Source organism: Cohnella luojiensis (assembly GCF_004564235.1).
In the GTDB taxonomy this organism is placed as follows: domain Bacteria; phylum Bacillota; class Bacilli; order Paenibacillales; family Paenibacillaceae; genus Cohnella; species Cohnella luojiensis.
In genome coordinates this window covers 165,361-188,533 of record NZ_SOMN01000004.1, presented here as the reverse complement: position 1 = coordinate 188,533, position 23,173 = coordinate 165,361, and the positions used below count along the sequence as shown (strand labels likewise).

Genomic DNA, 23,173 nt, shown 5'->3' with positions numbered 1-23,173 from the left:
TTTTGGTAAGCATTAAACCCCTTCGTGCCCGCCAAACATCGTATGGGCATAAAATATACCCGCGCCATAAGCGCCACCATGTTGAATAGCAATTTCTATAACGGCATCGTAAGTCTCTTGACGAGCCCAGTCGCGTTGATATTCGAGAAGAACAGATTCCCAAGTAACCGGTATCGCACCTGCTTGAATCATACGTTGAATGGACATATTATGTGCCTCTACAGTGGTTCCGGCCGAAGCGTCTGTTACAATGTAAACTTCGTAGCCGTCTTTAATTGCCGACAATGTGGGAAAAGCAAGGCATACTTCTGTCCATAATGCAGCAATGACAAGCTTCTTGCGGCCAGTCTTTTTGACTGCAGCTAAAAAGTATTCATCTTCCCAAGAATTCATAGTTGTCCGATCGATAGGTTTTTGATCGGGAAAAACTTCTTGAATCTGCGGGTGGAGTGGACCCGAGAAGGTACTAGCCGTAGCGGTAGTTAATATGATGGGGACATTGAACACTTTTGCCGTTTTAGCCAGTCCCACCGTATTGTTGATTACGGTTTGTCTATCGGCGCTTTGTACTCCGAATAGCATTTGTGGTTGATGGTCGATAAGGATTATGGCAGAGTTACCGGGAGTAAGCAAATCGGATTTATCATTAAACATGTAGAATCCCAACTTTCATTTTGTTAGTTATGACAGCATACGAAATTATCAGTATGAAGTCCGTCGCATGTGTTTATAATATTGAAACGTTATTTATTAATCAATTCTATTTTTTCTATACGTTCTATAGATTGAAATTATAGAATCGATCGTCTGCAACTTGGAACTTCGTTGGGATGGAGTGCCGTCGGTGGTTGACGCCTTGCGTATGTTAAAAAACCTAGTGGACCGTACGCCTGCACCACAATGGGTTCGGGTTGTAGGGGGATGGACAGAGTTTCAATTTAAGGAACGCCGGATGCCAACATTGGATGAAATTAATCGAATAGCCCCAGATACTCCCGTATTCATTCTTAATTTATACCGCCAAGCTTTATTGAACAAAGCAGCTTTACGTGTGGTCGGGTGTACGAAGGATACTCCGAATCCGCCAGGTGGAGAAATTCAGCGGGATAAGATTATCAAGTTTATGAGGAACTGGACAAACGTGGGGAGATTACCGTCCGCACGGCGTATACTTCGTCTTTTGATGCGCGTAAACTTCATACTTTTGGAGCTTAAGGTATAAGGAAAAGGCTGCCCGGATACGATAGAGTGTATGCTCTGCTCGTACGGACAGCCTTTTTATTATGCCGGAAATAGGGGTGAATAAGTGGAATTTCGACAACTAGAATATTTTATTCAAATCTGCAAATCAGGAAGCTTTACTAAAGCTGCTGAAGTGTTGATGGTTTCTCAACCTACATTAAGTCAACAAATTCGATTGTTGGAGCAAGAATATGGCACTCCTTTATTTGATCGAGTCGGAAGAGGAATAGAGATTAATGAGGCTGGAAAAATCCTTTTTGAAAAGGGAATTGCAGTGATGAAGCTTATTGAAGATTCTCGAATAGAAACATCTAAATTAAGTCAGAATAATGAGATGATAATTGGTATTTTACCTTCTGATCTGATCTATTTAATGCCAAGGTTTTCTCAATTTCATGAACAGCACCTGGATATTTCAATAAATTTTGTTGATTTGGAAGATATCCCGGGACAGTTACTGCAAAATACAATTGATATCGGAATATCTACCGATCTGGAACCGAACAAACATATCGATAGCATACACTTATTCAACGAAGAACTAGCATTAGTGGTTTCTAAAGACCATCCTTGGGCAGAAAAATTAGTGATTCCATTTCGAGAGCTTGAAAAGTTACAAACTGTTTTGTTTGTTAAAGATACCAAACTCCGGAAACAACTTGATGCTTATATAAATAAAACAGGTGTTTCTCTATATTTAAATGTAGAAACAACATCAACATCAACACTGCTTAATATGGTACGTTTTAGAGTCGGGGTAACAATTGATTCCCTGCGTCTTGTTGAAAGCTACAATTGTCCATATACAAAAATTATCCGATTAATTGATCCTACACCCACACGTGAGATTAAGCTTTTCATACGTAAAAATAAATTGATGCTTCATAAAGTCCGAACCTTTATTAATCATATTCCAGAATTCACCAATGATTTATAAAGAGCGCAACCTGCAGAAGCGAATATTGAAACTCAATGATTGAAATCTAGCAAAAAACGTGTGTGAGAATAGAAAAAAGACGGCTCCGCCCATCAAAAAATGGAAATGAGTCGTCTTTTTGTCTTTTCATTAATTTAGTTTTTAAGGAAGTTAATCAAAGCGGTATTGAATTGTTCAGGGTGAGTCGCGTTCAAACCATGCGGTCCGCCTTCAATTACGACGAGTTGACTGCCTGCTACAGCTTCGTGGGAAAGTTGACCGCTTACCTCAAGCGGCACAATCGCATCGGAATCGCCATGGATAACAAGCAATGGGATATCAAATTTCGCCAAATCGCCACGGAAATCCGTCCGGCCGAAGGCATCAGTGCAATCCAGCGTCCCCTTTGGCGAAGCGTAAGTAGCAATGTCAAGGTTGTAAACACGGAAGGACTCGCTGACCAGGTCGGTTCTATCCCCTGCTTTAAAGAAATTGTGAGTGAAGCCGTCAAGGAAGGCGACACGGTCTTTTTTCAAACCATCTTGGAAGCCCTGAATGGTGGCTTCATCCAGACCGCCTTCCGGATGCTCAGCGGATTTGTAGAAGAACGGCGGAACCGCAGCAGCCAATACGGCTTTTTTGACACGGCTTGTTCCGTATGTGCCAACGTAACGGGCAACCTCTCCGCCACCCATCGAAAATCCGACCAGTGTCACGTCCTTAAGGTCCAGATGTTCGATTAGCTTATTGAGATCCATCGCAAACGTATCATAGTCGTAACCGTTCCACGGTTGGGAGGATTGTCCGAATCCGCGGCGGTCATATGTAATTACGCGGTAACCTGCATCGATGAGCGCTGGAACTTGACTCTCCCACGAGCGTCCGCTCAGCGGCCAGCCATGGATTAGAACTACAGGTTTGCCTGCACCACGATCCTCAAAATATAATTCAATGGGTTGCCCGTTTTCTGTTCCGACTGTTAATTTAGGCATGTTTCATACTTCCTTTCGAATTGGTTTTGGTTAGTCTGTAGCAAAGACTTTGAAAACCTGCTGCATGTAATAAGTATATTGAAATGCAAACAGACGAACAATCTTCATTTTTCTATAATACCCATAGACAAAAACTATATACTATAAAATATTATTAAAATAATATATAAGTGATTTCTATGGCTGTTATAGAGAAAGCCTTATTGATAGAAAGAGTTCTGACTTATAGACTTATATAGAAGGTGAATGAACAGAATTGAAGGAGTAAAAAATTTCAAAGGAGAACAAAATCATGTCTGAGAAAACGACGATTGTTGAAGCAAGCCTGGTCATTCTTAATGCCCATATCGTGACGATGGACGATGTTAATCCAGCAGCCACAGCAGTTGCAGTTAAAGGCGACCATTTCCTGGCGGTGGGGGATGATGCTGAAATCATGAAATATGTTGGGCCTTCCACGCAAGTTGTAAATGCCAACGAACGAATGTTAATTCCAGGCTTGAACGATTCTCATATTCATCTCATTCGAGGCGGTCTCAATTATAATCTCGAGCTTCGATGGGATGGCGTGCCATCCGTAGCGGATGCCTTGCGTATGCTGAAAAAGCAGGTGGATCGTACGCCAGCACCTCACTGGGTCCGTGTTGTTGGCGGTTGGACAGAATTCCAATTCGTGGAACGCAGAATGCCAACTTTGGATGAAATCAATCGAATTGCTCCGGAAACACCGGTATTTATCCTCAATCTTTACCGTCAGGCTTTTTTGAATAAAGCAGCCTTGCGAGTTATCGGGTATACGAAAGATACGCCGAATCCGCCAGGTGGAGAAATCCAAAGGGATAGCCAAGGGAATCCAACAGGAATGCTCATCGCTAGACCTAATGCTACTATTTTGTATGCGACCTTAGCGAAAGGACCGAAGCTTTCATACGAGGACCAAATCAATTCAACCCGATTGTTCATGAGGGAATTAAATCGATTCGGAGTCACAAGCGTTATTGACGCTGGCGGGGGCTTTCAGAACTATCCCGATGATTATCAGGTTTTTGATGAGCTTGATAGGCGCGGAGAGATTACGGTTCGCACGGCGTATAATTTATTCACCCAGCATCCCAAAAATGAATTGAGTGATTTTAAAGCATGGACTGCTACTACGCGGCCGTACACGGGCAGTTCCTACTATCGTCATAATGGTGCCGGTGAAATGCTTGTTTATAGCGCAGCGGACTTCGAAGATTTTGTTGAACCCCGCCCGGAACTCCCCGCTGTACTGGAAGATGAACTATTCGAAGTTACCCAGCATCTCGTACAGCAACGTTGGCCATTTCGTCTTCATGCCACTTATGGGGAATCCATATCGCGTTTTCTCGATATATTTGAGCGCGTGAATAAAGAGGTTGCGTTCAAAGACTTGCGCTGGATTCTGGACCATGCCGAAACGATTCAGGAGAAGGATTTGGAGCGGGTCGTCGCATTAGGCGGTTCGATCGCCGTTCAAAGCCGAATGGCCTTCCAAGGGGAATATTTCGTCGAAAGATATGGGGCGGAAGCAGCGGAAAATGCTCCTCCGATCAGCAAGATGATTAAAGCCGGATTGCGTGTTGGGGTAGGGACAGATGCAACCAGAGTAGCCAGTTATAATCCTTGGGTTGCCTTATACTGGTTAGTGACGGGCAAGACACTTGGCGGACTAAGCTTATACCCTGCTTCCAATCGTGTAGAGAGGCATGAAGCGCTTCGCATGTATACATCCGGTAATGCATGGTTTTCCAAAGAAGAAGATGTGAAAGGGCAAATCAAAGCGGGTCACTATGCTGATTTTTCGATTCTTTCTGATAACTTCTTTCGTGTCTCCGAAGAAGCTATTAAAAAAATAGAATCTGTCTTCACTGTAGTAGGAGGCAAGATTGTCTACGGTGCCAACGAATTTCAACCTTTGTCGCCGCCAGCTCCCAAAGCAAGTCCAGACTGGTCTCCACATAATTTCTTTGGAGGCTACTACAATGGAACAAATTACGGAGGCGGCGGGGCAGGAGTTCCGGCACCTCAAAAGGCACACCATCATCATGGATGCAATCATCAACATGGCAACGGCTTCTGTGACCTGGATTGCTTCGTTTTCTAAGTGCGTTTCACCATTTTATCCAAAATAATCCAATAGGGGCGAGATTATCATGTCAGAAAAACTAGCGGAAGTGCTTAATACCCAGATTGCTAACTGGAGTCTGTTGTTCACCAAACTCCATAACTATCACTGGTATGTTAAAGGGCCACAATTCTTCACTTTGCATTTGAAATTCGAAGAGCTTTATACGGAAACTGCACTTCATGTGGACAATCTTGCAGAGCGGCTGCTGGCATTAGGCTTTAGTCCGGTAGCGACACTTCATGAAATTATCGAAAAAGCTACAGTAAAAGATGCAGCAGGCAATGAGAATGCAAATGAGATGGTTCGCACGCTTGTAGATGATTTTGGGATTATTGTGGGTGAACTGAAAGAGGGCATGAGTATTGCAGACCGTGAAGGTGATGAAACAACTGGGGATATGCTTTTGGAAATTCATAGCTCCCTGGAAAAGCATGTTTGGATGTTGAAATCGTACTTAGGTTAATTTTAATATCGTAAATCTTGACCGAAGCACAAAAAGAGCAGTTCTCAGCTATCGTTTGCTGTGAGGAACTGCTCTCTTTTTGACTGATTGTATTAAGCCAACTGTGGAACTCTTAAACCAAGCCCCTCGGCGATCGCTTGCCCCCATTCGGGATCTGCTTTATAGAAGTGAGAGATTTGACGGAGTTTGATCTCATCCTTCTCTACCGGCTTCATGGCATTCACGATGTTATTTACTAAACGCCCGCGTTCTTCTACACTAAGCAATCGATACAGGTCGCCGGCTTGAGTGTAATGATCATCATGGTAATACGGGACGCTATCGGCTGAACCGGTTACTTCAAACGGGGCTGTCTTGTACGCTGCCGATTCGGCAGCTTCGCCATAACTGTTTGGTTCATAGTATATCGAATTTCCCCCATTGCGATCGGAACGCATTTGGCCATCGCGCTTGTTGTTATTTACTTCGACAACAGGTTTATTGATAGGCAGTGTATGATGGTTGGTCCCAACCCGATAGCGATGAGCATCGGCATAGGCGAATAAACGGCCTTGCAGGTTACTTCAAAATATCCGTGTGCGCCGGCACCTTTGGCATGAACAACACGTTCGGGGACGCGTTCCCGGTTGAAATGGGCAAGCTTTTCCAGAAGGTGGACGTCTTGAATGAGGGTTGGACCGCGGTAGCCGGCAGTCATGGAGTTCTGGTTATCTCCAACGGGAGCGCCCCAACTTGTAGTTAAATGGCCATTTTTAGTTTCCATGTATAAAACCTCCAAAGTAATCTCGTTTTGGGATGATGCCGGTTAGCTGCGAGGTTCTTCTAAACGAATAAAAAAGGGAACAATCAAGCTTAAACACAACAATCCAGCTAATACTTCAAAAGTGAATAAATAGCCTCCGTGATTTATCAAGTAAATCGAAAGGATCGGCCCAAGTGATGCCCCTATGAATACCATAAACATGTGGAACGAAACCGCGATTGCCCGGATCTCTCCCGCAATGCGACCAATTAGTGAGATCAATGCGGGAAGAGCCAGAGCAATTCCCGTAGTAAACACAACGCTCATCGATACTAAAAAAATGAGGTTAGGCCACAAGCCTAACAATCCCATACCGATTCCAGCAAAAATCAATCCACAGCATAAAACTTTTTTGACTCCAAATTTCGCAACCAATCTTCCATCAAACGGTGCTACTAACATTCCGATGATACCAACCGCACGGACCCATAGAATATCTTGATGACTTAATCCGAAGAGCGAACTGTTTAAATAGCTTCCAAGAGTCGTAAAGAAACCGACAAGGGAAATAAAGAGCGTAGCAGAAATGATGTAGCAAAGGGGCAAGCCCTTCCGTTTGAAAATATCGCCTATTCGCAAAAAGGGAGAAAAGAAGCTGCCATCTGGTTGCTGTGTTTTGCCGTTTGGAATAAAAAAGGCAATCAAGATAGAGGATATTAAATACACCGCAAAAAGAATATAGAAAACATAAGACCAACTAAAGTTCAAAACAATAAAGCTGCTATATATTTGCCCAACGATACTAGCCATTAAAAACGCCGTACTAATGAACCCGATAATGGTTACTCTTCTTTTAATCGGAAACATCTCCATCGCGTAGGCCAAGACAGACGGAGGGAACATGGACGCGGCTAAACCTTGTAAGGCTCGAAGGGCAACAAGCCAAGAAAAGCTGCTGACACTCCCGATTAGCGGAGTTATTACAGTGAGCAATAGTAACCCTAACAACATCATTTTTTTTCGTCCATAACGATCGGATAATACTCCAAAGAACAGACCTCCACCTGCAAAAGCAAACGAAAAGGCACTGCCGGCCCAAGCAGCTTGAGAAGGCGTTACCTTGAATGAGTCTGCAAATATCGTAACTAATGGAATCGTTAAATACACAGACGATACTACAACTAATGAACACCAGAAAAGAATTGCGGTCATGATTGATAAATTTGACGATTTGGACAACGGTTCGTTAACCAAAATAACCCCTCCTTGCTATTTTCCATTATTCAATCTCATCTTATAAGTGTCATTAGCATCTATCAATATGAATCTGTCTATATATAGTATAGTTATTGATTATATCTGATTGAAGCCGCTTAAATGAGTGAAGCTATAGTAAGTGGCTATACATGATATTGAAATAACGGAATTGTTAGTGTATAAAAATTTCAATATAATAGGACTTAAACAGATCATACAAGGAGTGTTTGTAGAAATGAATGAAGAATTCAAGAAATACGAAGGGAAGGATATTGATGTTTTTTTTCACTCTGGAAGATGCATTCATTCGGCAAATTGTGTGAGAGGGTTACCAGGAGTATTCAACGTAAAAAAGAAACCATGGATTAATGCAGATGAAGAAACGGCTGACAAAATTGCCGATCTTATTGATAAATGCCCAAGCGGTGCTTTGCAATATATTAGAAAAGATAATACTAAACGGGGGAACAATAATGATTATAATTAATGAAGATAAGAACAGTTTTTATGTAGGAGAAAAAGATAAAAGAGATGCAGAAATACATTATGTTCCATCTGGGAATAGTACAATAATAGTAGATCACACGTTTGTATCCGATAGTATGCGAGGTCAAGGAGTAGGACAAGCGTTAGTTAGGCGAATTGTCGAATTTGCTAGGAAGGAAGGTATAAAGATTATGCCGTTATGTCCTTTCACCAAAAGTCAATTTGACCGACATAAAGATTATGATGACGTATTATTAAAATAAGAGATTAGTTTTTATAATATTTTCCAAATTATATTTGTGAAAATCTGATTCATCATTCAATGGAGGTTAACTATGGGTAAAATAGGAATATTCGGATTTGGACGTATTGGCAGGCAATTATTAAGAGTCGCTTTACAGGATCAACTTTTCGTTCCGGTTTCAATTTCAGATATTAAAGATGAAGCGACTCTTGCCGCACTCTTTGAAGTTGACACCAACTATAAACGCTGGCGAGAAGATGTCTCGGGACAAGAAGGCCTTATGGTTATTGGCGGACGTGAAATTCAGTTTATTAATTCGTCTAAAGAAGTTCCAGATTGGAAGGCCTTAGAAGTGGATTTGGTAATCGACTGTACAGGCCGAGCCGTTACCCGTGCCGTTGCTCAAGTCCATCTGGATCGCGGGGCAAATCGAGTGCTTGTAAGCGGACCAAGCAAGAGCCTTGAGGATTGCGACGCCGTATTGCTTAAAGGGATTAACCTGGATCAATTCGATCCGGACAAGCACAAGATCATCAGTATGGCGAGCTGTACGACCAATGCTTTGGCTCCTGTTGTCAAAATCGTAAGAGAGAACTTCGGGATCAAGTATGGACTATTCTCGACCGTACATTCCTATACGAACACGCAATCGCTGACGGATCAGCCTATGAAGGATCGTCGGGATTCATGGGCCGCTGCGGAAAATATCATTCCTTCTTCATCGGGTGCTGCAAAAGCCCTGAAATTCATATGGGAAGATTTACAGATTACAGGTAAGGCCTACCGAATTCCAACTCGTACCGGAAGTATTGCCGAATTAAACCTTGTTACGGAAAAACCATGTACGGTACAACAGGTAAACGATATTTTCCGCAGTGCCGCCACAGATGGTCAGCTAAAGGGAGTTTTGGATGTTTTAGAAGGTGAATGGGCCTCTTCTCGTATCGTAGGCGATTCCCATTCCTCCATCATTGACCTTCCGTTGACTCAAGTACAGGGAGAACTCCTATCCATCGCAACATGGTACGATAACGAATGGGGTTACGCTTCACGATTAGCTGAAGTAGCGGCATATCTAGTAAATAAGTGAAAAAGCTAATAAAAAAACCGCTTAATAGGAAAAAGGTTGAGCAAGTGTAATCACTTGCTCAACCTTTTTCATAATTCAATAATTATTATTTACCTTCTTGTGCGTTAAACATTTCCGATGCATAGAAGGCGCCCAAACCGTAAGCACCGCCATGTTCTTTTGCAATTGCAATAACTCCATTATAGTGCTCTTGATTAGCCCAATCGCGTTGCAGCTCAAGCAGATACTGCATCCACGTCATAGGAATCGCGCCCGCTTGGATCATACGTTCTACAGCCATAGCATGAGCTTCTTCGCTTACGCCGCCAGAAGCGTCGGAGATGAAGTAAACTTCAAAACCTTGATCAAGCGCAGAAAGCACAGGGTCTACCAAACAAACTTCTGTCCAAAGACCGGCCATTACAATTTTTTGTTTGTTAAAGCTGTTTACTTTATCCGTAACATTTTTATCTTCCCACGGGTTCATCGTTGTGCGGTCGATTGGTACTTGGTCAGGAAACACCGCTTGAACTTCCGGGAAAATCGGTCCACTGAAAGTTTTAGATGCTACAGTCGTCAAAATCGTGGGTACGTTGAATTCTTTAGCCGCTTTAGCAAGTGCTTCTGTATTATTACGAACTAGCTCCACAGAATGAGATTTAACCGCAAAAGCCATTTGTGGCTGGTGGTCAATTAGCATCAATGAATGATCATCAGGTGTTAAAAGTTGCTTCGCTGCTACAGGTGACGCCTGTACGGTTTTTTCTTTCGTTGCTGCATTAACCGTGTTAGATACAGCTCCATTGGCTACAACAAAACCCACTACTGAAGAAAGGACAGTAAGAGTGAGGGCACCAGTTGCTAATTTTTTAACGAGTCGGAATTCCAATTTATACGCTCCTTCAAAAATATATTGTATTAGTCGGCGCCGACCTACTTCATTCTATAAGTAAGGTTACTATCTATCAATATGTGTTTATCTATGTGACGTATAGGTATTGCTTATGTTTTCTGCCTGCTCAGTCCAGTAACGACGCAGAAAATCGTAAATAAATATATACCCAAGAGGGGATAGTGTCCGTCTGGTCCATAGTGAAACTACCATAGTCGATCGGACACAATGCGCCGATTCCAGGAGGAATGGACAAACTTAAGAGCAGCCATTAGCATGGGCTGCTCTTAGTTTGAATGGAGGAATGTTATTTATCTGTCCCTTTTAGATTTATTCGTTTAACGGAGGTTGTTGCGCCATTTGAGCTTCTGCCTGTTGTGGAGAAGTGGAGTCCAGGTTAGATTTGTTATTCAGATTTCTTAAAACCATTGGCATTTTTGTGTTCTCTTTTTTCGCTTCTTCATCCTTTGAATTCTCATGCGGATTCGCCGAGTTAAACCTCGCTGCATCCATTCCGTCCACAATGTTCAATTGGAACACCCCCATTATTTCCTAGTCGCTTTTTTTATCATCTCCAGATGGAAAGTTATCATTCAGACCGATGCCTCCTCAAGGAGTGCCAAGAACGATTTTGTGAAACGTTTTTTAGGTAAGGGGAGTATGAATAGGTAGACGAAGGGAGTTGATGCCGATATGAAAATGAAGCTTGCGCTCTTTCTGGTGGTCATTGCGTTTCTGACGGGGTGTTCGGTGGTGGAGCAGATCGACCGGTCGTTGAACTATACAAGCGAAGCGACAACGTATGTGGATCAGGCTGCCGAGTTTACCCGTAAGTTGCCGGACATGGCGCAGCAGACTGCGATCGATCCTGAGGTGAAGGAAAAGCTAGTGGCAGAGCTGGAAGCCATGAAGCAGCGGGTGGGGGATTTCAATGCGCTGGAAGCACCTGCTATGGCTGCGGACGTCCACGCCAAGCTGCAGAAATACAACGCTACGCTGCAGCAAGAGATCGATCAGGTTCTGAACGGCTTGCTGAACGACATCCCGGCTGTACAGGCGATTAAAGATTCCCAGATCATTCAGACGCTGACGGGAATTACGCGGTTGATGGAGCAGATCAATAATTTAGGCGGTTAAGGGTAAGGTACATGCTTCCGCTACTTGAATAACGGATCCGTAATGTTTATAATGGACATTACGGGTCTATAATAATTGTTATTCCTATAGAAGGGAGGCGTTACTGATGCAATTTTCCAAAAGCACGGGTTATGCACTGCACGCATTAATTCATTTAGCTCATACGGAGCGCGGTCACAATGTAGGAATCAAGGAATTATCTACGTTCCTCGGGGCTTCGGAAAGCTACTTGTCCAAGATCATGTCCAAGCTGCGGCAGGATGGAATCGTACGCGCCGTGACTGGAGCGAGCGGCGGTTACGAACTTGCGAAGGCAGCCGATCAAATTACGTTCCTTGAAGTCATTCAGGTTGTCGAAGGCAGACAGCATCTATACGAATGCTTTAATATGAACGCGCAGCGGCATCGGTTATTTTTTGAATCGGAAGCTTTGGAGCCGGATAACTCACACCATATAGGGAACAAGAATTGTCTGGTTAAAAAGGTGATGGACGGCGCCGAACTGCATATGCAGCAATACTTACAGCAGCATACGATCCAGTCGGTGCTGGACTCTGCTTCCTTTGACAGCAACAATGCGGTAAACAAGAAGTAACGTTCTTCTTGTGCCTTAATTATGGATATTAAAGATCCGGGAGGATGGATATAATGGAGCAACATATCGATGTAGGGATTATAGGCGGCGGACCGGCAGGTTTGAATGCAGCGCTTGTGCTGGGCAGGGCAAGAAAAAGCGTGGTAGTTATCGATGAAGGACGTCCGCGTAATCGGGTCACTCGCGAGACCCATGGTTTTCTAACCAGAGACGGCATCAGTCCGGGCGAATTTCGGCGAATAGCGAAGGAGCAGATTAACGCATATCCCTCTGTCCGTTTTGTGGAGGACGCTGCTGTTACGATAACGGGAACCGATGGTGATTTTCAAATTACGACCGCGCAGGGAACGACCTATCGGAGCAAAAAGCTGCTCTTTGCAGCAGGAATGAAGGACCTCCCTCTGGATATTGACGGGTTGACGGCCGTGTATGGTAAAAGCGCCTTCGTTTGCCCTTATTGCGATGGTTGGGAATTAAGAGATCAGCCGCTCGTCTTGATTGTCAAGGGTGCGAGAGCGCTGCACTCGGCCAAAATGCTATCCGGATGGACAAAACAATTTACTATCTGCACCAATGGACCCGATGAATGGACGGATGAACAACGCGAGGAGCTTAAGCAACATAACGTTCCTGCATTTGACTCGCCAATCCAGCGTATTGAATCTAACGATGGTATGGTACAGCGAGTCGTGCTGGAGGACGGCACAATAATTCCATGCACGGGGATTTTCTTTGCGCCGAAGCTGGTTGCCGGATCAGACTTGCCGCAAGCATTAGGCTGCAATGTCACGGAAACAGGAACCGTCATCGTCGATAACTTCGGCAAAACGAACGTTCAGGGGATCTATAGTGCCGGTGATGCAGCAACGGAACTGTATCAGGCGATAACGGCTGCTTCTATGGGCGCACTGGCCGGTGTGGGCATTAATGGCGAACTGCTTGAAGAGGCATGGAATAGCAAGATCTAGTTAAATCACTCAACCGGAAAATTCCCTTTCAGCTCTCAGCTTTCGATAATCCTTGGGCACCATTCCCTTGGACTCGCGGAATACGCGGGAGAACGTCTGATAGGAGCCGTATCCGACTTCCAGCGCAATCTCCGAAACGCTCATCTTCGTGGATGCGAGCAGGCTGCAGGCGTGGCGTATCCGCAAATCGTGCAGGAAATGAAGGAAATTCTGGCCCGTCGTTTCCTTGATGACTTCGCTGATCCGCGATAGGCTCATGGAATAGCGCGTCGCCAGTTCGGATAACGTTATATCTTCCTGATAATTACGATGGATGTAGTAGATGATCGGCCATACAGAAGCGTTTCTTTTGCTTGGGCCGGTTGGATGGGACGATTCGAACGCGGGTAGACGTTCCTTTCCTCTGGCCCTATCGAAAGCGACTAATATTTCCTTAAGCCTGATTTGCAGCATCGTATGCTTCCAGGGCTCGTTTCCCAAATATTCTTGGTGCAGGTTTTCGATCAACCGTCTCATTTCGTCGCGATTTATTCCGCTGAACTGGACGTAGGGCGTGGCGCCGCTCCTGTCGATCAAGCTGATCAGAGCCTCTTGTTGCCCGGTTTCCATGAGCAAGTCCATGCTGAACATGCAGTTGAATAACACGAGCGTGCTGTCCGGAGCCGTAAAGATCTCATGAATTTGGTAGGGCAGCACGAAGGTGAAGGTTCCCGGGATCATCTCGTGCTTAACGTCGTTGACGGATTCGGCTCCCGTCCCTTCCATCACGTAGGAGAATTCCAGGAAGTCGTGGCGATGCGGCCGGAATCCGTGCGGAATGCTGTGCAAACCGATATGAAGCGGCGAAGCGCTGTCCATGTTGGGATACGATTTCAAATAGTCTGGAAAGTAGGTCATCTTGGGGAGCTCCTCCGAAAAAATGGGACGTTTATCGAAAATCTAGCACGCATTCCCTCTCGGTCTATCTTAACATAAGAATCGCGAACGAAAATCCAATATAGCGGATGCTAAATCATGTATCAGGGAGGCACGAGAATGGGAAGCGGGCAAAAAATCAGAATCGGAATTATCGGTGCGGGAAATATCGGGAGCGTACACGCAAACGAGTTCGGAAAGCTGTCGGATCTGTGCGAATTGACAGCCATTACCGACACGTTCTTGCCTCTTGCGCAGCAAAGGGCGGAGCAGTACGGAATAGCTAATGTAGCGGCATCGCCTGAGGAATTGATACATAGCGCGGATGTGGACGCAGTCATTATAGGCGTTCCCAACCACTATCATGCGCCGCTAGCGATACAGGCGATCGAGGCGGGCAAACACGTGCTGTTGGAGAAACCGATGGGCATCAACGCCGAAGCTTCGCGCCGCATTCTGAAAGCCAGCCGGAATTCGGACAGAGTCGTGATGGTTAGTCATCAGGTGCGTTGGGAATCCGTGCCCATGCAGATCAAGGAGCAGATCGACCGCGGCGAGCTGGGTAAAATTTATACGGCCAAAACGGGATGGTTCCGCCGCAAGGGCATCCCGGGCTGGGGGACATGGTTTACCCGGTCCGAGCAGTCCGGCGGGGGTCCGCTGATCGATATCGGCGTGCATATGCTGGATTTGGCGCTCTATCTGATGGGCAATCCCAAGCCGGTATCCGTGTACGGAGCGACCTATGCGGAATTCGGTCCGAAGCGCAAAGGCATCGGTTCCTGGGGCAAGCCCGACTGGAACGGCATTTATGACGTCGAGGATCTTGCGACCGCGTTGATCAAGATGGAAGACGGCAGTTCACTGACGCTCGAAGTCAGTTGGGCGGTTCACATGGATACGGACAACACGCCTTTCGTTCATCTGATGGGCACGGAAGGCGGCGCAAGCTACAAGGGCTCCAAAGGTAAGCTGCTGACGGAGAAATTCGATCGTCCGATCGAGACGGATATTAGCAGACCGGACAATGACGAAGGCGAAAGGGCGCGCCTGAGTCGCCATTTTCTAGAGTGCATCCGCGAAGGCAAGCAGCCGATCTCTTCGGCATTATCCGGTTATACGAATAATTTGATCCTGGACGCCATTTACGAATCTTCTCGCACCGGGCATGAAGTGAAGCTGAATTGGGATCAGTAAAGAAAGAACGAACAGGAGGAACTATGATGCTTAGAGGTTTGGGCGGAGCAGGGCTTGGAGCGCTTGAGAGCGAGGTTCAACTGATCGAGCTTGCGGGAAAATACGGCTTCCAGGCGGTTGATATCAATGCGCTGTCGCTTGTGGAGCGATTCGGAGAGAAGAAAGCCAAAGAACTGCTGTCCGAGAATGGCGTTGTGATCGGCTCGATCGGGTTGCCGGTCGATTGGAGAACGACGGAAGAGGCGTTCCTGGAAGGATTGAAGCAGTTGGGCGAGTATGCCGCCGCGGCCCGATTGTTGGGTTGCACCCGATGCTGCACGTACATTCTTCCTTCGACGGATTACCCGTCGGCGCATTTCATGGCGCTGGCCACCCGGCGCCTGCGCTCTTGCGCGCAGTTGCTCGGCGCGTACGGCATTAGATTGGGACTAGAATTCGTCGGACCGCATCATCTGCGTACCCGTTGGGCCAATCCTTTCATCTGGACGATGGAGGAGACGCTGGATTGGATCGGCACCATCGGCGAAAGCAACGTCGGCTTGCTGCTGGACGCGTACCACTGGTACACGAACGGTTTGAATATCGCCGATATCGTGGCATTGAAGGCGGAGCAGATCGTTCACGTCCATATTAACGACGCGCCGGACGTACCGGTGGAAGATGCGCTGGATAACGGACGGCTTTACCCAGGCGAAGGCGTGATCGACTTGACGGGTTTCCTGAAAGGGCTTCGCGCCATCGGCTACGTCGGCCCCGTATCCCAAGAGATCTTGGCGCAGGAGCCGCGGCAAGGAACCCCCGAAGAGCTGGTGCTGCATTCCAAGAGCTGCTTCGATAAGGTGTTCGGAGCCGCGGGATTGTAAATAGGAGCTTATCGCCTGAGGCTGTCCCATAAGCTTATTACAAACTTAAGTGACAGCCCTGTTTCAAAAAGGATTTCGAAAGTTAAAGAAATGGTTGGGCAGAGGGTTCATTTCTGCTCAACCGTTTTGCATTTTTAGTCAGTCTATTACCGCTTTCTTAAGCAAGTTATGGGCATGCGAAAGCACTATGCTCTAAGCCGCTGTCATCGGTCTAAATGTGAGAAATCGGAGTCAGTCAGTGCTCTAAGCCGCTACCAGCAGTCTAAATGTGAGAAGACAGAGTCAGACTATGCTCTAAGCCGCTGCCAGCGGTCTAAATATGAGAAAATGGAGTCAATCTGTGCTCTAAGCCGCTGCTAGCGGTCTAAATGTGAGAAATCGGAGTCAGTCTGTGCTCTAAGCCGCTGCCAGCGGTCTAAATGTGAGAAATCGGAGTCCGTCAGTGCTCTAAGCCGTCGATGGGTACTCGAAGCTCAAGTCTAGCGAGGCGTATGATCCAGACTGGTTAGAGCAATGGACGTCCTATAGCCATAATTATATATCCCTATTATTCAGCAAGAGATTCGATACCGCGCCTCACTTCTGCATGTGGGTTAAGAGATTGACAGGCGTTTGGCGTTTCTCCCTTGGACTATAGGCGGCGCAGAAGGCTGCTATAACCCGAAGTGACCGAGGACATTCGTCACGTGAAATTATCGTTTATCTTGTTCTTGAAACAATAAGTAATTGAAGCTATAATGGGTTCGTAGGTTTATTATATAAATTCTGGTTTACTATACAAAACCAAATCGAAAGGAACGCCTATGACGGAACAGAAGAAATATTGGGTTCCCGCGCTGGAGAAGGCGCACGACGTGCTCATGCTCATCTCCCGATCCCCGGGTAAGAACAAGCTAATAGACTTATCCAACCAACTGGGAATAAACAAAAGCTCGATGTTCTCCCTCCTGCACACCTTGGAAGCGCTTCAATGGGTGCATAAGAACGAAGGGGAGGGTTATTCGATCGGCTCCGTCATGGCGGACTTCGGATACTCCTTCCTGCAGGGCTTTGATTTGCAGGAGCGTTTCCGAGAGGAGGCTTCCCTTGTTCGCGATCGCTTGGGCGAGACGATCCAGATGAGCAAGCTCGATGGAAGCGAGATTTGGTACTTGGGCAAAGTGGAGGCTATTACTCCGTTCCGTCTCGTATCCGAGCCAGGGATGCGAATGCCGGCACACTCAACGGCCATGGGTAAGGCGTTATTGGCTTTCCAGCCACGCGAGTACGTGGAGTCCTTGTACAAGAGCGACTGCCTCCAGCCATTGACGGTTCATACAGCCAAGACCAAGCAAGAGTTGATGAAGCAACTGGATCTCGCAAGGGAACGAGGATATGCGCTTGATATGCAGGAAGCAGTCTTAGGCATTCAGTGCGTGGCCGCGCCTATATTTAATCGCTTGGAGCAGGCATTGTACGCGGTAAGCTGCTCGATGCCGGTTCATCATTGGGAGGAGAAAGCGGAGCGGGCTACACTTGAAATTTGCGAGCTGGCCCGGAAGCTATCCCGATTGAATTAACGGAAACGACCGCTTACATAGAAAGAGAGTGTACAGGCATGAGATTAAAGGATAAGATTACCGTGATCACGGGCGCAGGCTCGGGAATCGGTAAGACAACCGCGCTATTGTTCGCATCCGAGGGTGCCAAAGTTATCGTTAACGACCTGTCGGAGCCGAACGGACAAGCGACGGTAAAGGAAATCGACCAATCGGGCGGGGAAGCGCTGTTTATTCAAGCGGACGTGACGAACCCGGAATCGGTGAAAGCGATGGTTGAAAGAATCATCGAGAAATACGATCGCATCGACGTCTTGTTTAACAACGCCGGAATTAGCGGAGTAGGAGCGCTTCATGAGCTTGAGCTCGATGTATGGGAGCGGGTTATGAAGGTTAACGTGAATGGCGTATTCCTGCCAAGCAAATATATCGTACCTCATATGATAGAGAAGAAATGCGGCTCCATTATCAACATGTCCTCCTGCATCGCCGAGATCGGACTTGCGAAGAGAGCGGTTTACTCGGCGACCAAGGGAGCGGTGCTCGCCCTGACGAAGTCGATGCAGGTTGACTATGCGGCTTACGGGATTCGGGTGAACGCGCTGCTCCCCGGTACGATTCTCACTCCTTTCGTGGAAAATTACTTAAAAACCGCTTATGACGATCCCGAGAAGGCGTTGGAAGGCATTAAGAAACGGCAATTGAGCGGCGAATTAGGCCGTCCTATCGATGTCGCCTATGCCGCGCTTTATCTGGCATCCGATGAATCGAAATTCATGATGGGTTCCCCGCTTTACATCGATGGCGGAGCGACATTCGGCAAAGATGCCTAAACAATAATAGATTACTAACCTTGGAGGTTATGAGATGAAGCTGCTTACGATGATTAAAGAAGGCAAATCAACCCTAGGAATTAAGACGGATAAGGGAATCGTCGATCTAGAGAAAGCGTTAAGCGTTCATCCCGCCGATGGCCGGGTGTCGACGGATGTGATGTCCGTCATCGAGAATGGCAAGGAAGCCTTGGCTTCGCTACAAGCCTATGTCGATAGGTTACCGACAGATGGCAATGCCGATTACTTCGTTAACGAGGACGATATTAGCTGGGGCCCGTGCGTGACGCGTCCTAGCAAAATCATCTGCGTAGGACTTAATTATCGTAAACATGCCGAAGAGACGAACGCGCCGATTCCCGAGTTCCCCATCCTATTCAATAAATTCAGCAATACGTTAACAGGCCATATGCAGGACATTGCGGTTCCCAGCGTGACGAAGAAAATGGACTATGAATGCGAGCTGGTCATTATCATAGGCAAGCCAACGAAAGCGGTATCGAAGGAAAAAGCGCTTGATCACGTGTTCGGCTACGCCGTCGTTAACGATTTGTCCGCGCGCGATCTGCAGCTGCGTACGAGCCAATGGATGCTTGGCAAAGTATGCGACGACTTCAGTCCGCTCGGTCCTTACCTCGTCACGGCCGACGAAGTCGGCAACCCGAATGACCTTTCCATGCGCACTCTCGTGAACGGGGAAATTCGTCAGAGCTCCAATACGTCGGATATGATTTTTTACTGCGATGAAATCGTGAGCTATATTTCCCAGCATTTGACGCTGGTCCCGGGCGACATCATATTGACGGGTACGCCTGAAGGGGTAGTCCTTGGATATCCGCCGGAGAAACAAATTTACTTGAAGCCGGGCGACGAGATGACCATCGAGATCGAGAAGCTAGGCCGGCTGACTAACCGCTTGATCGCTGATTCCTAAGTCTAGAGGCAATCTTATGGATACGTATGCTCAAACCATCGTTGCAAATCTTAAATCCGAAGACACGGACATACGCTACGGCGGAGTTAACCCCATAAGGAAAACCATCTCCGTTCGCGAGCCGCGCAGTTTCTGTGCAATCTAGCGAAGAGCGACCCCGACCCGAAATACCGCAAGAAGTACGCTTCAGTGTGGAAGAAGTAAATGGCGCGAAACAATAAACGACTGCATCAGGGCATCTACATGCCTTCATGCAGTCGTTTATTGTTTCTCACATCTTGAAAGTCAATCGATATTGCGAAGGGCTCATATTCATTCGTTTGGAGAAGACGCGGCTCAAGTAGAAGCCGTTCTCATACCCGCACTCTCTCGCGATCTGATCGAGGGTAAGGTGAGTTTCCAGCAGCAAATCGCACGATCTCTTCAGGCGGAGGCACGTAAGATAGCTGATCGGGGTTACCCCTTGGCTCCGGGTAAATCGCCGGGTTAACTGCACGGGGCTGATGCCGAGCGTACCGGCCAGCTTCTGGAAGTTGATCGGTTCCGAGTAATGGCGTTCCATCCACAGCCGCGCCTTGAGCGTGACGGGATCCGTCTCGTCTTTAAGGGCATCGAGAGCTCTCTCTTGCGAACCTGCCATGAACAGTAAGTCCGCTAAGTAATGGCTCTTGTGCTCGAACATCGATGCCTTATCCTCGTCCGTCGATACGCGTTTCAAATAATCCAAGTTAGAGGAGAGGCGCCCGGTGTCCTTGAGCTTAATAAGCCCATAGGAAGTCTCATCCCGATCCCAATCGAACTGGTAGAAGTGAAAGGTGAGCGAGCTTGTGACTTTGCGATGGAAGGCAGTGTGCGGGGGGCAAAGGACGAGATCGCCGAATCGCGCTTCTCCCTCCGACTCGCGAATTCGGTAGGAGAAAGAGCCTTCTTCAACGACGAATAGAGTCCAAGAAGCATAGGTATCTACGTCATAAAGGAACTTCTCTTTGTTGATCCAATGGGTATGGGTAAGCAATGTCGGACTAAAATACTTGCTCATCGTCATGAACGCCTCGCATCCGATTCGATTCAATGAAATAAAGTATATAGTCCATGATAATTTATTGCATGTCGGATGTCTAATATTTTAGGTAAAGTATGATTATTACTTGAATAACTTCCTAGTGAAGAGGTGCTACTCATGCGTGATGAGAAAGTAAAATCAGATATAACAGTTGTCGGTGGAGGTCTGGCGGGCGTCTGCGCGGCAGTGGCAGCTGCGCGACAGGGTCAAACGGTGTCGCTTGTCCATAACCGTCCGGTTCTGGGCGGCAACTCGAGCAGCGAGGTGCGGGTGTGGGTATGCGGAGCAACGGGTCACGGCGTGCAGCGGTATGCGAGGGAAACCGGAATTATGGGCGAGATGTTCGTCGAGAATCAGTTCCGTAATCCCGAAGGGAATCCGTATATTTGGGATCTGGTCGTGTTGGAGACGGTGCGGGCGGAAGCGAATATCCAGTTGTTCCTGAATACGGACGTGCACGAGGTGGATGCCGACGGCGAAGAGAACGATCGGCGCATCATCAGCGTTACCGGTTGGATGATGGGATCGGAGCGTAGGATCAAGTTCGAGAGCAGCATGTACATCGATTGCACGGGAGACGGACTGATCGGCTTCCTGGCAGGAGCGGCATTCCGGATTGGACGTGAGGCGCAGCACGAATACGGTGAAGATTGGGCTCCGGAAAAGGCGGACGATATCACGCTTGGAAGCACGATTTTGTTCTATACGAAGGATGTCGGCGAACCGGTCCGCTACTTAGCTCCTAAGTTCGCTAAGGACATCGCGCAAACGACGATTCCGATCAAAAGAGTTATACGAAGCGGGGACTCCGGCTGTCACTATTGGTGGATAGAGTGGGGCGGAGAGCATGATACCGTCCATGAGAACGAACGGATCCGCGACGAGCTCTGGTCGGTCATCTACGGAATCTGGGACTATATCAAGAATTCCGGCAAGTTCGATTCGGCCAACCTGACGTTGGAATGGGTGGGGGCATTGCCCGGCAAGCGGGAATATCGCCGGTTCATCGGGGATTACGTACTGAACCAGAACGATATCCTGGCGCAGACCCGTTTCGAGGACCGAATCGCCTTCGGAGGCTGGTCCATTGATCTTCATCCGCCGCAAGGCATGTATTCGACAGAGAGCGGCTCCAAGCATTTGTATTCCGACGGCAACTACCATATTCCGTTCCGTTCGCTCTACTCGAATAACGTTAGGAACATGATGTTCGCCGGACGGAACGTAAGCGCAACCCATGTCGCGTTCGGAACGACTCGTGTCATGGCGACTTGCGCCGTCATTGGCGAAGCGGCGGGAGCCGGTACTGCGCTGAGCGTTCGGTACGGGATCTCGCCGAGAGAGCTTCATCGTACGAGGATGAAGGAGTTGCAGCAAGTTATGCTGCGCGCAGACGCGTCTCTGTTAGGCGTTCGTAACGAGGATTCCGCGGACCTGGCGCGGCATGCGACCATCAAGGCTTCTAGCGAGCTTCGCCGGCTCGAAATAACCAGCGGCGCAAGTACCTACGAGCTGGCTAACGATGCGGGCCAGCTTATTCCCGTGGACGGGGAGATCGGCACGATCGAGCTGCTGCTGGACGCGGAAGAGGAAACGACTCTGGAGTTAGAGCTCTGGGATACGGGACGGGAGGAGAATTATGTTCCTTCCGAACTGCAAATCAGCACTTCAATCGCCGTAACGGCAGGAGAGAAGCAATGGGTGAGAGCGGAGCTCCCTTGGCGTCCCGATACGGCACGGAACGGATTCCTCGTTGTCAAGAAGAACGAGCGGATCCGGCTCTATCTATCCGAAACTCCGATGACGGGAATTCTATCCTTCGCCAAGGGGGAGAAACCGCTCGTATCCTCTTCTCTGGAGGATCACCAACCGGATCAGCCGGTCATCCAGTGGAGCTCGAAGAAGCTGGTGCGTACGCCATTCTGCTTTAGACTGCTCTCGGACACGCGAGCCTACAAGGCAACCAAAGCGATTAACGGATATTTGCGGCCTTATGGAGGTCCAAACCTCTGGATCTCGGAAAGAATGGACTCGGGGGACAATCATGAGCAATGGCTGGAGTTGTCCTGGCCTTCCGTTCAGACGATTGGCGAAGTTCAGCTTACGTTCAACGATGACGTCAATGAGGATCTGATCAATCTACACCATCATCGGACCCCGTTCGAAGTGTTCCCGGAGCTGGTCCATACTTATAGGCTTGAGGCCTGGCAGGATGGCAAGTGGACGTTGCTTGAACGCATAACGGATAACTGGAGACGGACGAGAAGGCATACGCTTGCCAAGCCGGCCGTGACGGAGCGCTTGCGCCTAGTCGTAGAGCAGACGAACGGGTCGGCCTATGCGGAGGTTACGGAGATTCGGGTCTATTAAAGAGTACCGTGACCAGTTGCGCAGAAGAGGTTAGTTGCAAAATATACATTAAGAAACTCAGATTCCCTCCAGTTGGATCAACTACGTGCAGAATATACACTTAGTTTCCGGCTAAACTCCGATATTGGGCTAATTGACTTCAACTAATTGCATGTTTTGCAATTAGATTTGAAAATGATACCTGTTCCTTGAGACTAACTGACTATTTTACACTTAGATTTGTAAACGGAGGCGGGGTGGCGGTTTAAGTAGCAGCATGGGATATCCTCTTCATGTTATGAGTACCGCTTCCTGAGCTAAGTGGCTAT

At 47.5% G+C, this 23,173-nt stretch carries 23 protein-coding genes and 2 pseudogenes; 16 read left to right on the top strand and 9 right to left on the bottom strand.

Features of this window, described 5'->3' with window-relative positions:
* Window positions 1-12 precede the first annotated feature (12 nt).
* Window positions 13-654 (bottom strand): hydrolase, encoded by a 642-nt coding sequence (locus E2980_RS05865; protein WP_135151199.1) that lies wholly within the window; start codon window positions 652-654, stop codon window positions 13-15.
* 208 nt (window positions 655-862) lie between these two features.
* Between E2980_RS05865 and E2980_RS24575 the strand changes: the two are divergent.
* Window positions 863-1,111: pseudogene (locus tag E2980_RS24575) on the top strand (amidohydrolase family protein); the annotation flags it as partial.
* Window positions 1,112-1,306: 195 nt separating this feature from the next.
* On the top strand, window positions 1,307-2,179 hold the full coding sequence (locus E2980_RS05855) for a LysR family transcriptional regulator (RefSeq protein WP_240702899.1): 873 nt from the start codon (window positions 1,307-1,309) through the stop codon (window positions 2,177-2,179).
* A gap of 134 nt (window positions 2,180-2,313) precedes the next feature.
* Here the strand turns inward: E2980_RS05855 and E2980_RS05850 are convergent, their stop codons facing one another.
* Window positions 2,314-3,150 (bottom strand): alpha/beta fold hydrolase, encoded by an 837-nt coding sequence (locus E2980_RS05850; protein ID WP_135151198.1) that lies wholly within the window; start codon window positions 3,148-3,150, stop codon window positions 2,314-2,316.
* Between the two features lie 292 nt (window positions 3,151-3,442).
* Here E2980_RS05850 and E2980_RS05845 point away from each other — a divergent pair, with 292 nt between their 5' ends.
* On the top strand, window positions 3,443-5,275 hold the full coding sequence (locus E2980_RS05845; protein ID WP_135151197.1) for an amidohydrolase: 1,833 nt from the start codon (window positions 3,443-3,445) through the stop codon (window positions 5,273-5,275).
* A gap of 49 nt (window positions 5,276-5,324) precedes the next feature.
* Window positions 5,325-5,762, top strand: a complete 438-nt coding sequence (locus E2980_RS05840) for a Dps family protein (RefSeq protein ID WP_135151196.1) — start codon at window positions 5,325-5,327, stop codon at window positions 5,760-5,762.
* Between the two features lie 92 nt (window positions 5,763-5,854).
* Here E2980_RS05840 and E2980_RS05835 read toward each other — a convergent pair.
* The 3 genes and pseudogenes from E2980_RS05835 to E2980_RS05830 all read right to left on the bottom strand — a co-directional run.
* Window positions 5,855-6,319, bottom strand: a pseudogene (locus E2980_RS05835) (catalase-related domain-containing protein); the annotation flags it as partial.
* Window positions 6,223-6,459: a catalase gene (locus E2980_RS25240; protein ID WP_476695911.1), complete on the bottom strand. Its 237-nt coding sequence runs from the start codon at window positions 6,457-6,459 to the stop codon at window positions 6,223-6,225. The gene E2980_RS25240 and the pseudogene E2980_RS05835, both read right to left, overlap by 97 nt.
* 108 nt (window positions 6,460-6,567) lie before the next feature.
* The gene (locus E2980_RS05830) at window positions 6,568-7,758 is read right to left on the bottom strand and encodes an MFS transporter (RefSeq protein WP_420808612.1); all 1,191 of its coding nucleotides are present in this window, start codon (window positions 7,756-7,758) and stop codon (window positions 6,568-6,570) included.
* A 238-nt stretch (window positions 7,759-7,996) separates the two neighbouring features.
* Between E2980_RS05830 and E2980_RS05825 the strand changes: the two genes are divergently transcribed.
* The 3 genes from E2980_RS05825 (at window position 7,997) to E2980_RS05815 (ending at window position 9,581) form a co-directional block, all read left to right on the top strand.
* Window positions 7,997-8,248: a (4Fe-4S)-binding protein gene (locus E2980_RS05825; protein WP_135151228.1), complete on the top strand. Its 252-nt coding sequence runs from the start codon at window positions 7,997-7,999 to the stop codon at window positions 8,246-8,248.
* Window positions 8,235-8,510 (top strand): GNAT family N-acetyltransferase, encoded by a 276-nt coding sequence (locus tag E2980_RS05820; protein WP_135151195.1) that lies wholly within the window; start codon window positions 8,235-8,237, stop codon window positions 8,508-8,510. Before E2980_RS05825 ends, E2980_RS05820 begins: the two co-directional genes overlap by 14 nt.
* A 72-nt stretch (window positions 8,511-8,582) precedes the next feature.
* Entirely contained in the window at window positions 8,583-9,581 is a 999-nt protein-coding gene (locus E2980_RS05815; RefSeq protein WP_135151194.1) for a type I glyceraldehyde-3-phosphate dehydrogenase, read from the top strand.
* Window positions 9,582-9,666: 85 nt separating this feature from the next.
* On the opposite strand, the gene E2980_RS05810 is transcribed toward E2980_RS05815, so the two are convergent.
* Together E2980_RS05810 and E2980_RS05805 are read right to left on the bottom strand one after the other, a co-directional pair.
* Window positions 9,667-10,260, bottom strand: coding sequence for a hydrolase (locus E2980_RS05810; protein WP_135151227.1), 594 nt, complete (start codon window positions 10,258-10,260; stop codon window positions 9,667-9,669).
* Window positions 10,261-10,782: 522 nt separating this feature from the next.
* Complete coding sequence (locus E2980_RS05805; protein ID WP_135151193.1) at window positions 10,783-10,983, bottom strand: hypothetical protein; 201 nt, start codon at window positions 10,981-10,983, stop codon at window positions 10,783-10,785.
* Window positions 10,984-11,145: 162 nt separating this feature from the next.
* Here E2980_RS05805 and E2980_RS05800 point away from each other — a divergent pair, with 162 nt between their 5' ends.
* The 3 genes from E2980_RS05800 (at window position 11,146) to E2980_RS05790 (ending at window position 13,152) form a co-directional block, all read left to right on the top strand.
* A complete protein-coding gene (locus E2980_RS05800) occupies window positions 11,146-11,589 on the top strand; it encodes a DUF6376 family protein (protein ID WP_135151192.1) in 444 nt (147 codons plus the stop codon).
* Between the two features lie 106 nt (window positions 11,590-11,695).
* The gene (locus tag E2980_RS05795; protein WP_135151191.1) at window positions 11,696-12,184 is read left to right on the top strand and encodes an RrF2 family transcriptional regulator; all 489 of its coding nucleotides are present in this window, start codon (window positions 11,696-11,698) and stop codon (window positions 12,182-12,184) included.
* 53 nt (window positions 12,185-12,237) lie between these two features.
* Window positions 12,238-13,152 (top strand): NAD(P)/FAD-dependent oxidoreductase, encoded by a 915-nt coding sequence (locus E2980_RS05790; protein ID WP_135151190.1) that lies wholly within the window; start codon window positions 12,238-12,240, stop codon window positions 13,150-13,152.
* A 9-nt stretch (window positions 13,153-13,161) separates the two neighbouring features.
* On the opposite strand, the gene E2980_RS05785 is transcribed toward E2980_RS05790, so the two are convergent.
* Entirely contained in the window at window positions 13,162-14,049 is an 888-nt protein-coding gene (locus tag E2980_RS05785; protein ID WP_135151189.1) for a helix-turn-helix domain-containing protein, read from the bottom strand.
* A 138-nt stretch (window positions 14,050-14,187) separates the two neighbouring features.
* On the opposite strand from E2980_RS05785, the gene E2980_RS05780 reads away from it, so the two are divergent.
* The 5 genes from E2980_RS05780 to E2980_RS05760 all read left to right on the top strand — a co-directional run bounded on the left by E2980_RS05780 (window position 14,188) and on the right by E2980_RS05760 (window position 19,432).
* Window positions 14,188-15,264, top strand: coding sequence for a Gfo/Idh/MocA family protein (locus E2980_RS05780; RefSeq protein ID WP_135151188.1), 1,077 nt, complete (start codon window positions 14,188-14,190; stop codon window positions 15,262-15,264).
* A 26-nt stretch (window positions 15,265-15,290) separates the two neighbouring features.
* The gene (locus E2980_RS05775) at window positions 15,291-16,127 is read left to right on the top strand and encodes a sugar phosphate isomerase/epimerase family protein (protein ID WP_135151187.1); all 837 of its coding nucleotides are present in this window, start codon (window positions 15,291-15,293) and stop codon (window positions 16,125-16,127) included.
* Window positions 16,128-16,930: 803 nt separating this feature from the next.
* Entirely contained in the window at window positions 16,931-17,686 is a 756-nt protein-coding gene (locus tag E2980_RS05770; protein ID WP_135151186.1) for an IclR family transcriptional regulator, read from the top strand.
* Between the two features lie 38 nt (window positions 17,687-17,724).
* The gene (locus E2980_RS05765) at window positions 17,725-18,498 is read left to right on the top strand and encodes an SDR family NAD(P)-dependent oxidoreductase (RefSeq protein ID WP_135151185.1); all 774 of its coding nucleotides are present in this window, start codon (window positions 17,725-17,727) and stop codon (window positions 18,496-18,498) included.
* Between the two features lie 34 nt (window positions 18,499-18,532).
* A complete protein-coding gene (locus E2980_RS05760; RefSeq protein WP_135151184.1) occupies window positions 18,533-19,432 on the top strand; it encodes a fumarylacetoacetate hydrolase family protein in 900 nt (299 codons plus the stop codon).
* 271 nt (window positions 19,433-19,703) lie between these two features.
* On the opposite strand, the gene E2980_RS05755 is transcribed toward E2980_RS05760, so the two are convergent.
* Window positions 19,704-20,471, bottom strand: a complete 768-nt coding sequence (locus tag E2980_RS05755; RefSeq protein WP_167746996.1) for an AraC family transcriptional regulator — start codon at window positions 20,469-20,471, stop codon at window positions 19,704-19,706.
* Between the two features lie 141 nt (window positions 20,472-20,612).
* Between E2980_RS05755 and E2980_RS05750 the strand changes: the two genes are divergently transcribed.
* Window positions 20,613-22,865, top strand: a complete 2,253-nt coding sequence (locus E2980_RS05750; protein ID WP_135151182.1) for an FAD-dependent oxidoreductase — start codon at window positions 20,613-20,615, stop codon at window positions 22,863-22,865.
* The last annotated feature ends 308 nt before the right edge of the window (window positions 22,866-23,173 follow it).

Excerpts from the sequence above, each read along its gene's own strand:
- E2980_RS05865 (WP_135151199.1), bottom strand. The coding sequence starts at position 654 with ATGTTTAATGATAAATCCGATTTGCTTACTCCCGGTAACTCTGCCATA.
- E2980_RS05850 (WP_135151198.1), bottom strand. The coding sequence starts at position 3,150 with ATGCCTAAATTAACAGTCGGAACAGAAAACGGGCAACCCATTGAATTA.
- E2980_RS05845 (WP_135151197.1), top strand. The coding sequence starts at position 3,443 with ATGTCTGAGAAAACGACGATTGTTGAAGCAAGCCTGGTCATTCTTAAT.
- E2980_RS05840 (WP_135151196.1), top strand. The coding sequence starts at position 5,325 with ATGTCAGAAAAACTAGCGGAAGTGCTTAATACCCAGATTGCTAACTGG.
- E2980_RS25240 (WP_476695911.1), bottom strand. The coding sequence starts at position 6,459 with ATGACTGCCGGCTACCGCGGTCCAACCCTCATTCAAGACGTCCACCTT.
- E2980_RS05825 (WP_135151228.1), top strand. The coding sequence starts at position 7,997 with ATGAATGAAGAATTCAAGAAATACGAAGGGAAGGATATTGATGTTTTT.
- E2980_RS05820 (WP_135151195.1), top strand. The coding sequence starts at position 8,235 with ATGATTATAATTAATGAAGATAAGAACAGTTTTTATGTAGGAGAAAAA.
- E2980_RS05815 (WP_135151194.1), top strand. The coding sequence starts at position 8,583 with ATGGGTAAAATAGGAATATTCGGATTTGGACGTATTGGCAGGCAATTA.
- E2980_RS05810 (WP_135151227.1), bottom strand. The coding sequence starts at position 10,260 with ATGCTAATTGACCACCAGCCACAAATGGCTTTTGCGGTTAAATCTCAT.
- E2980_RS05800 (WP_135151192.1), top strand. The coding sequence starts at position 11,146 with ATGAAAATGAAGCTTGCGCTCTTTCTGGTGGTCATTGCGTTTCTGACG.
- E2980_RS05795 (WP_135151191.1), top strand. The coding sequence starts at position 11,696 with ATGCAATTTTCCAAAAGCACGGGTTATGCACTGCACGCATTAATTCAT.
- E2980_RS05790 (WP_135151190.1), top strand. The coding sequence starts at position 12,238 with ATGGAGCAACATATCGATGTAGGGATTATAGGCGGCGGACCGGCAGGT.
- E2980_RS05785 (WP_135151189.1), bottom strand. The coding sequence starts at position 14,049 with ATGACCTACTTTCCAGACTATTTGAAATCGTATCCCAACATGGACAGC.
- E2980_RS05780 (WP_135151188.1), top strand. The coding sequence starts at position 14,188 with ATGGGAAGCGGGCAAAAAATCAGAATCGGAATTATCGGTGCGGGAAAT.
- E2980_RS05775 (WP_135151187.1), top strand. The coding sequence starts at position 15,291 with ATGCTTAGAGGTTTGGGCGGAGCAGGGCTTGGAGCGCTTGAGAGCGAG.
- E2980_RS05770 (WP_135151186.1), top strand. The coding sequence starts at position 16,931 with ATGACGGAACAGAAGAAATATTGGGTTCCCGCGCTGGAGAAGGCGCAC.
- E2980_RS05765 (WP_135151185.1), top strand. The coding sequence starts at position 17,725 with ATGAGATTAAAGGATAAGATTACCGTGATCACGGGCGCAGGCTCGGGA.
- E2980_RS05760 (WP_135151184.1), top strand. The coding sequence starts at position 18,533 with ATGAAGCTGCTTACGATGATTAAAGAAGGCAAATCAACCCTAGGAATT.
- E2980_RS05755 (WP_167746996.1), bottom strand. The coding sequence starts at position 20,471 with ATGAGCAAGTATTTTAGTCCGACATTGCTTACCCATACCCATTGGATC.
- E2980_RS05750 (WP_135151182.1), top strand. The coding sequence starts at position 20,613 with ATGCGTGATGAGAAAGTAAAATCAGATATAACAGTTGTCGGTGGAGGT.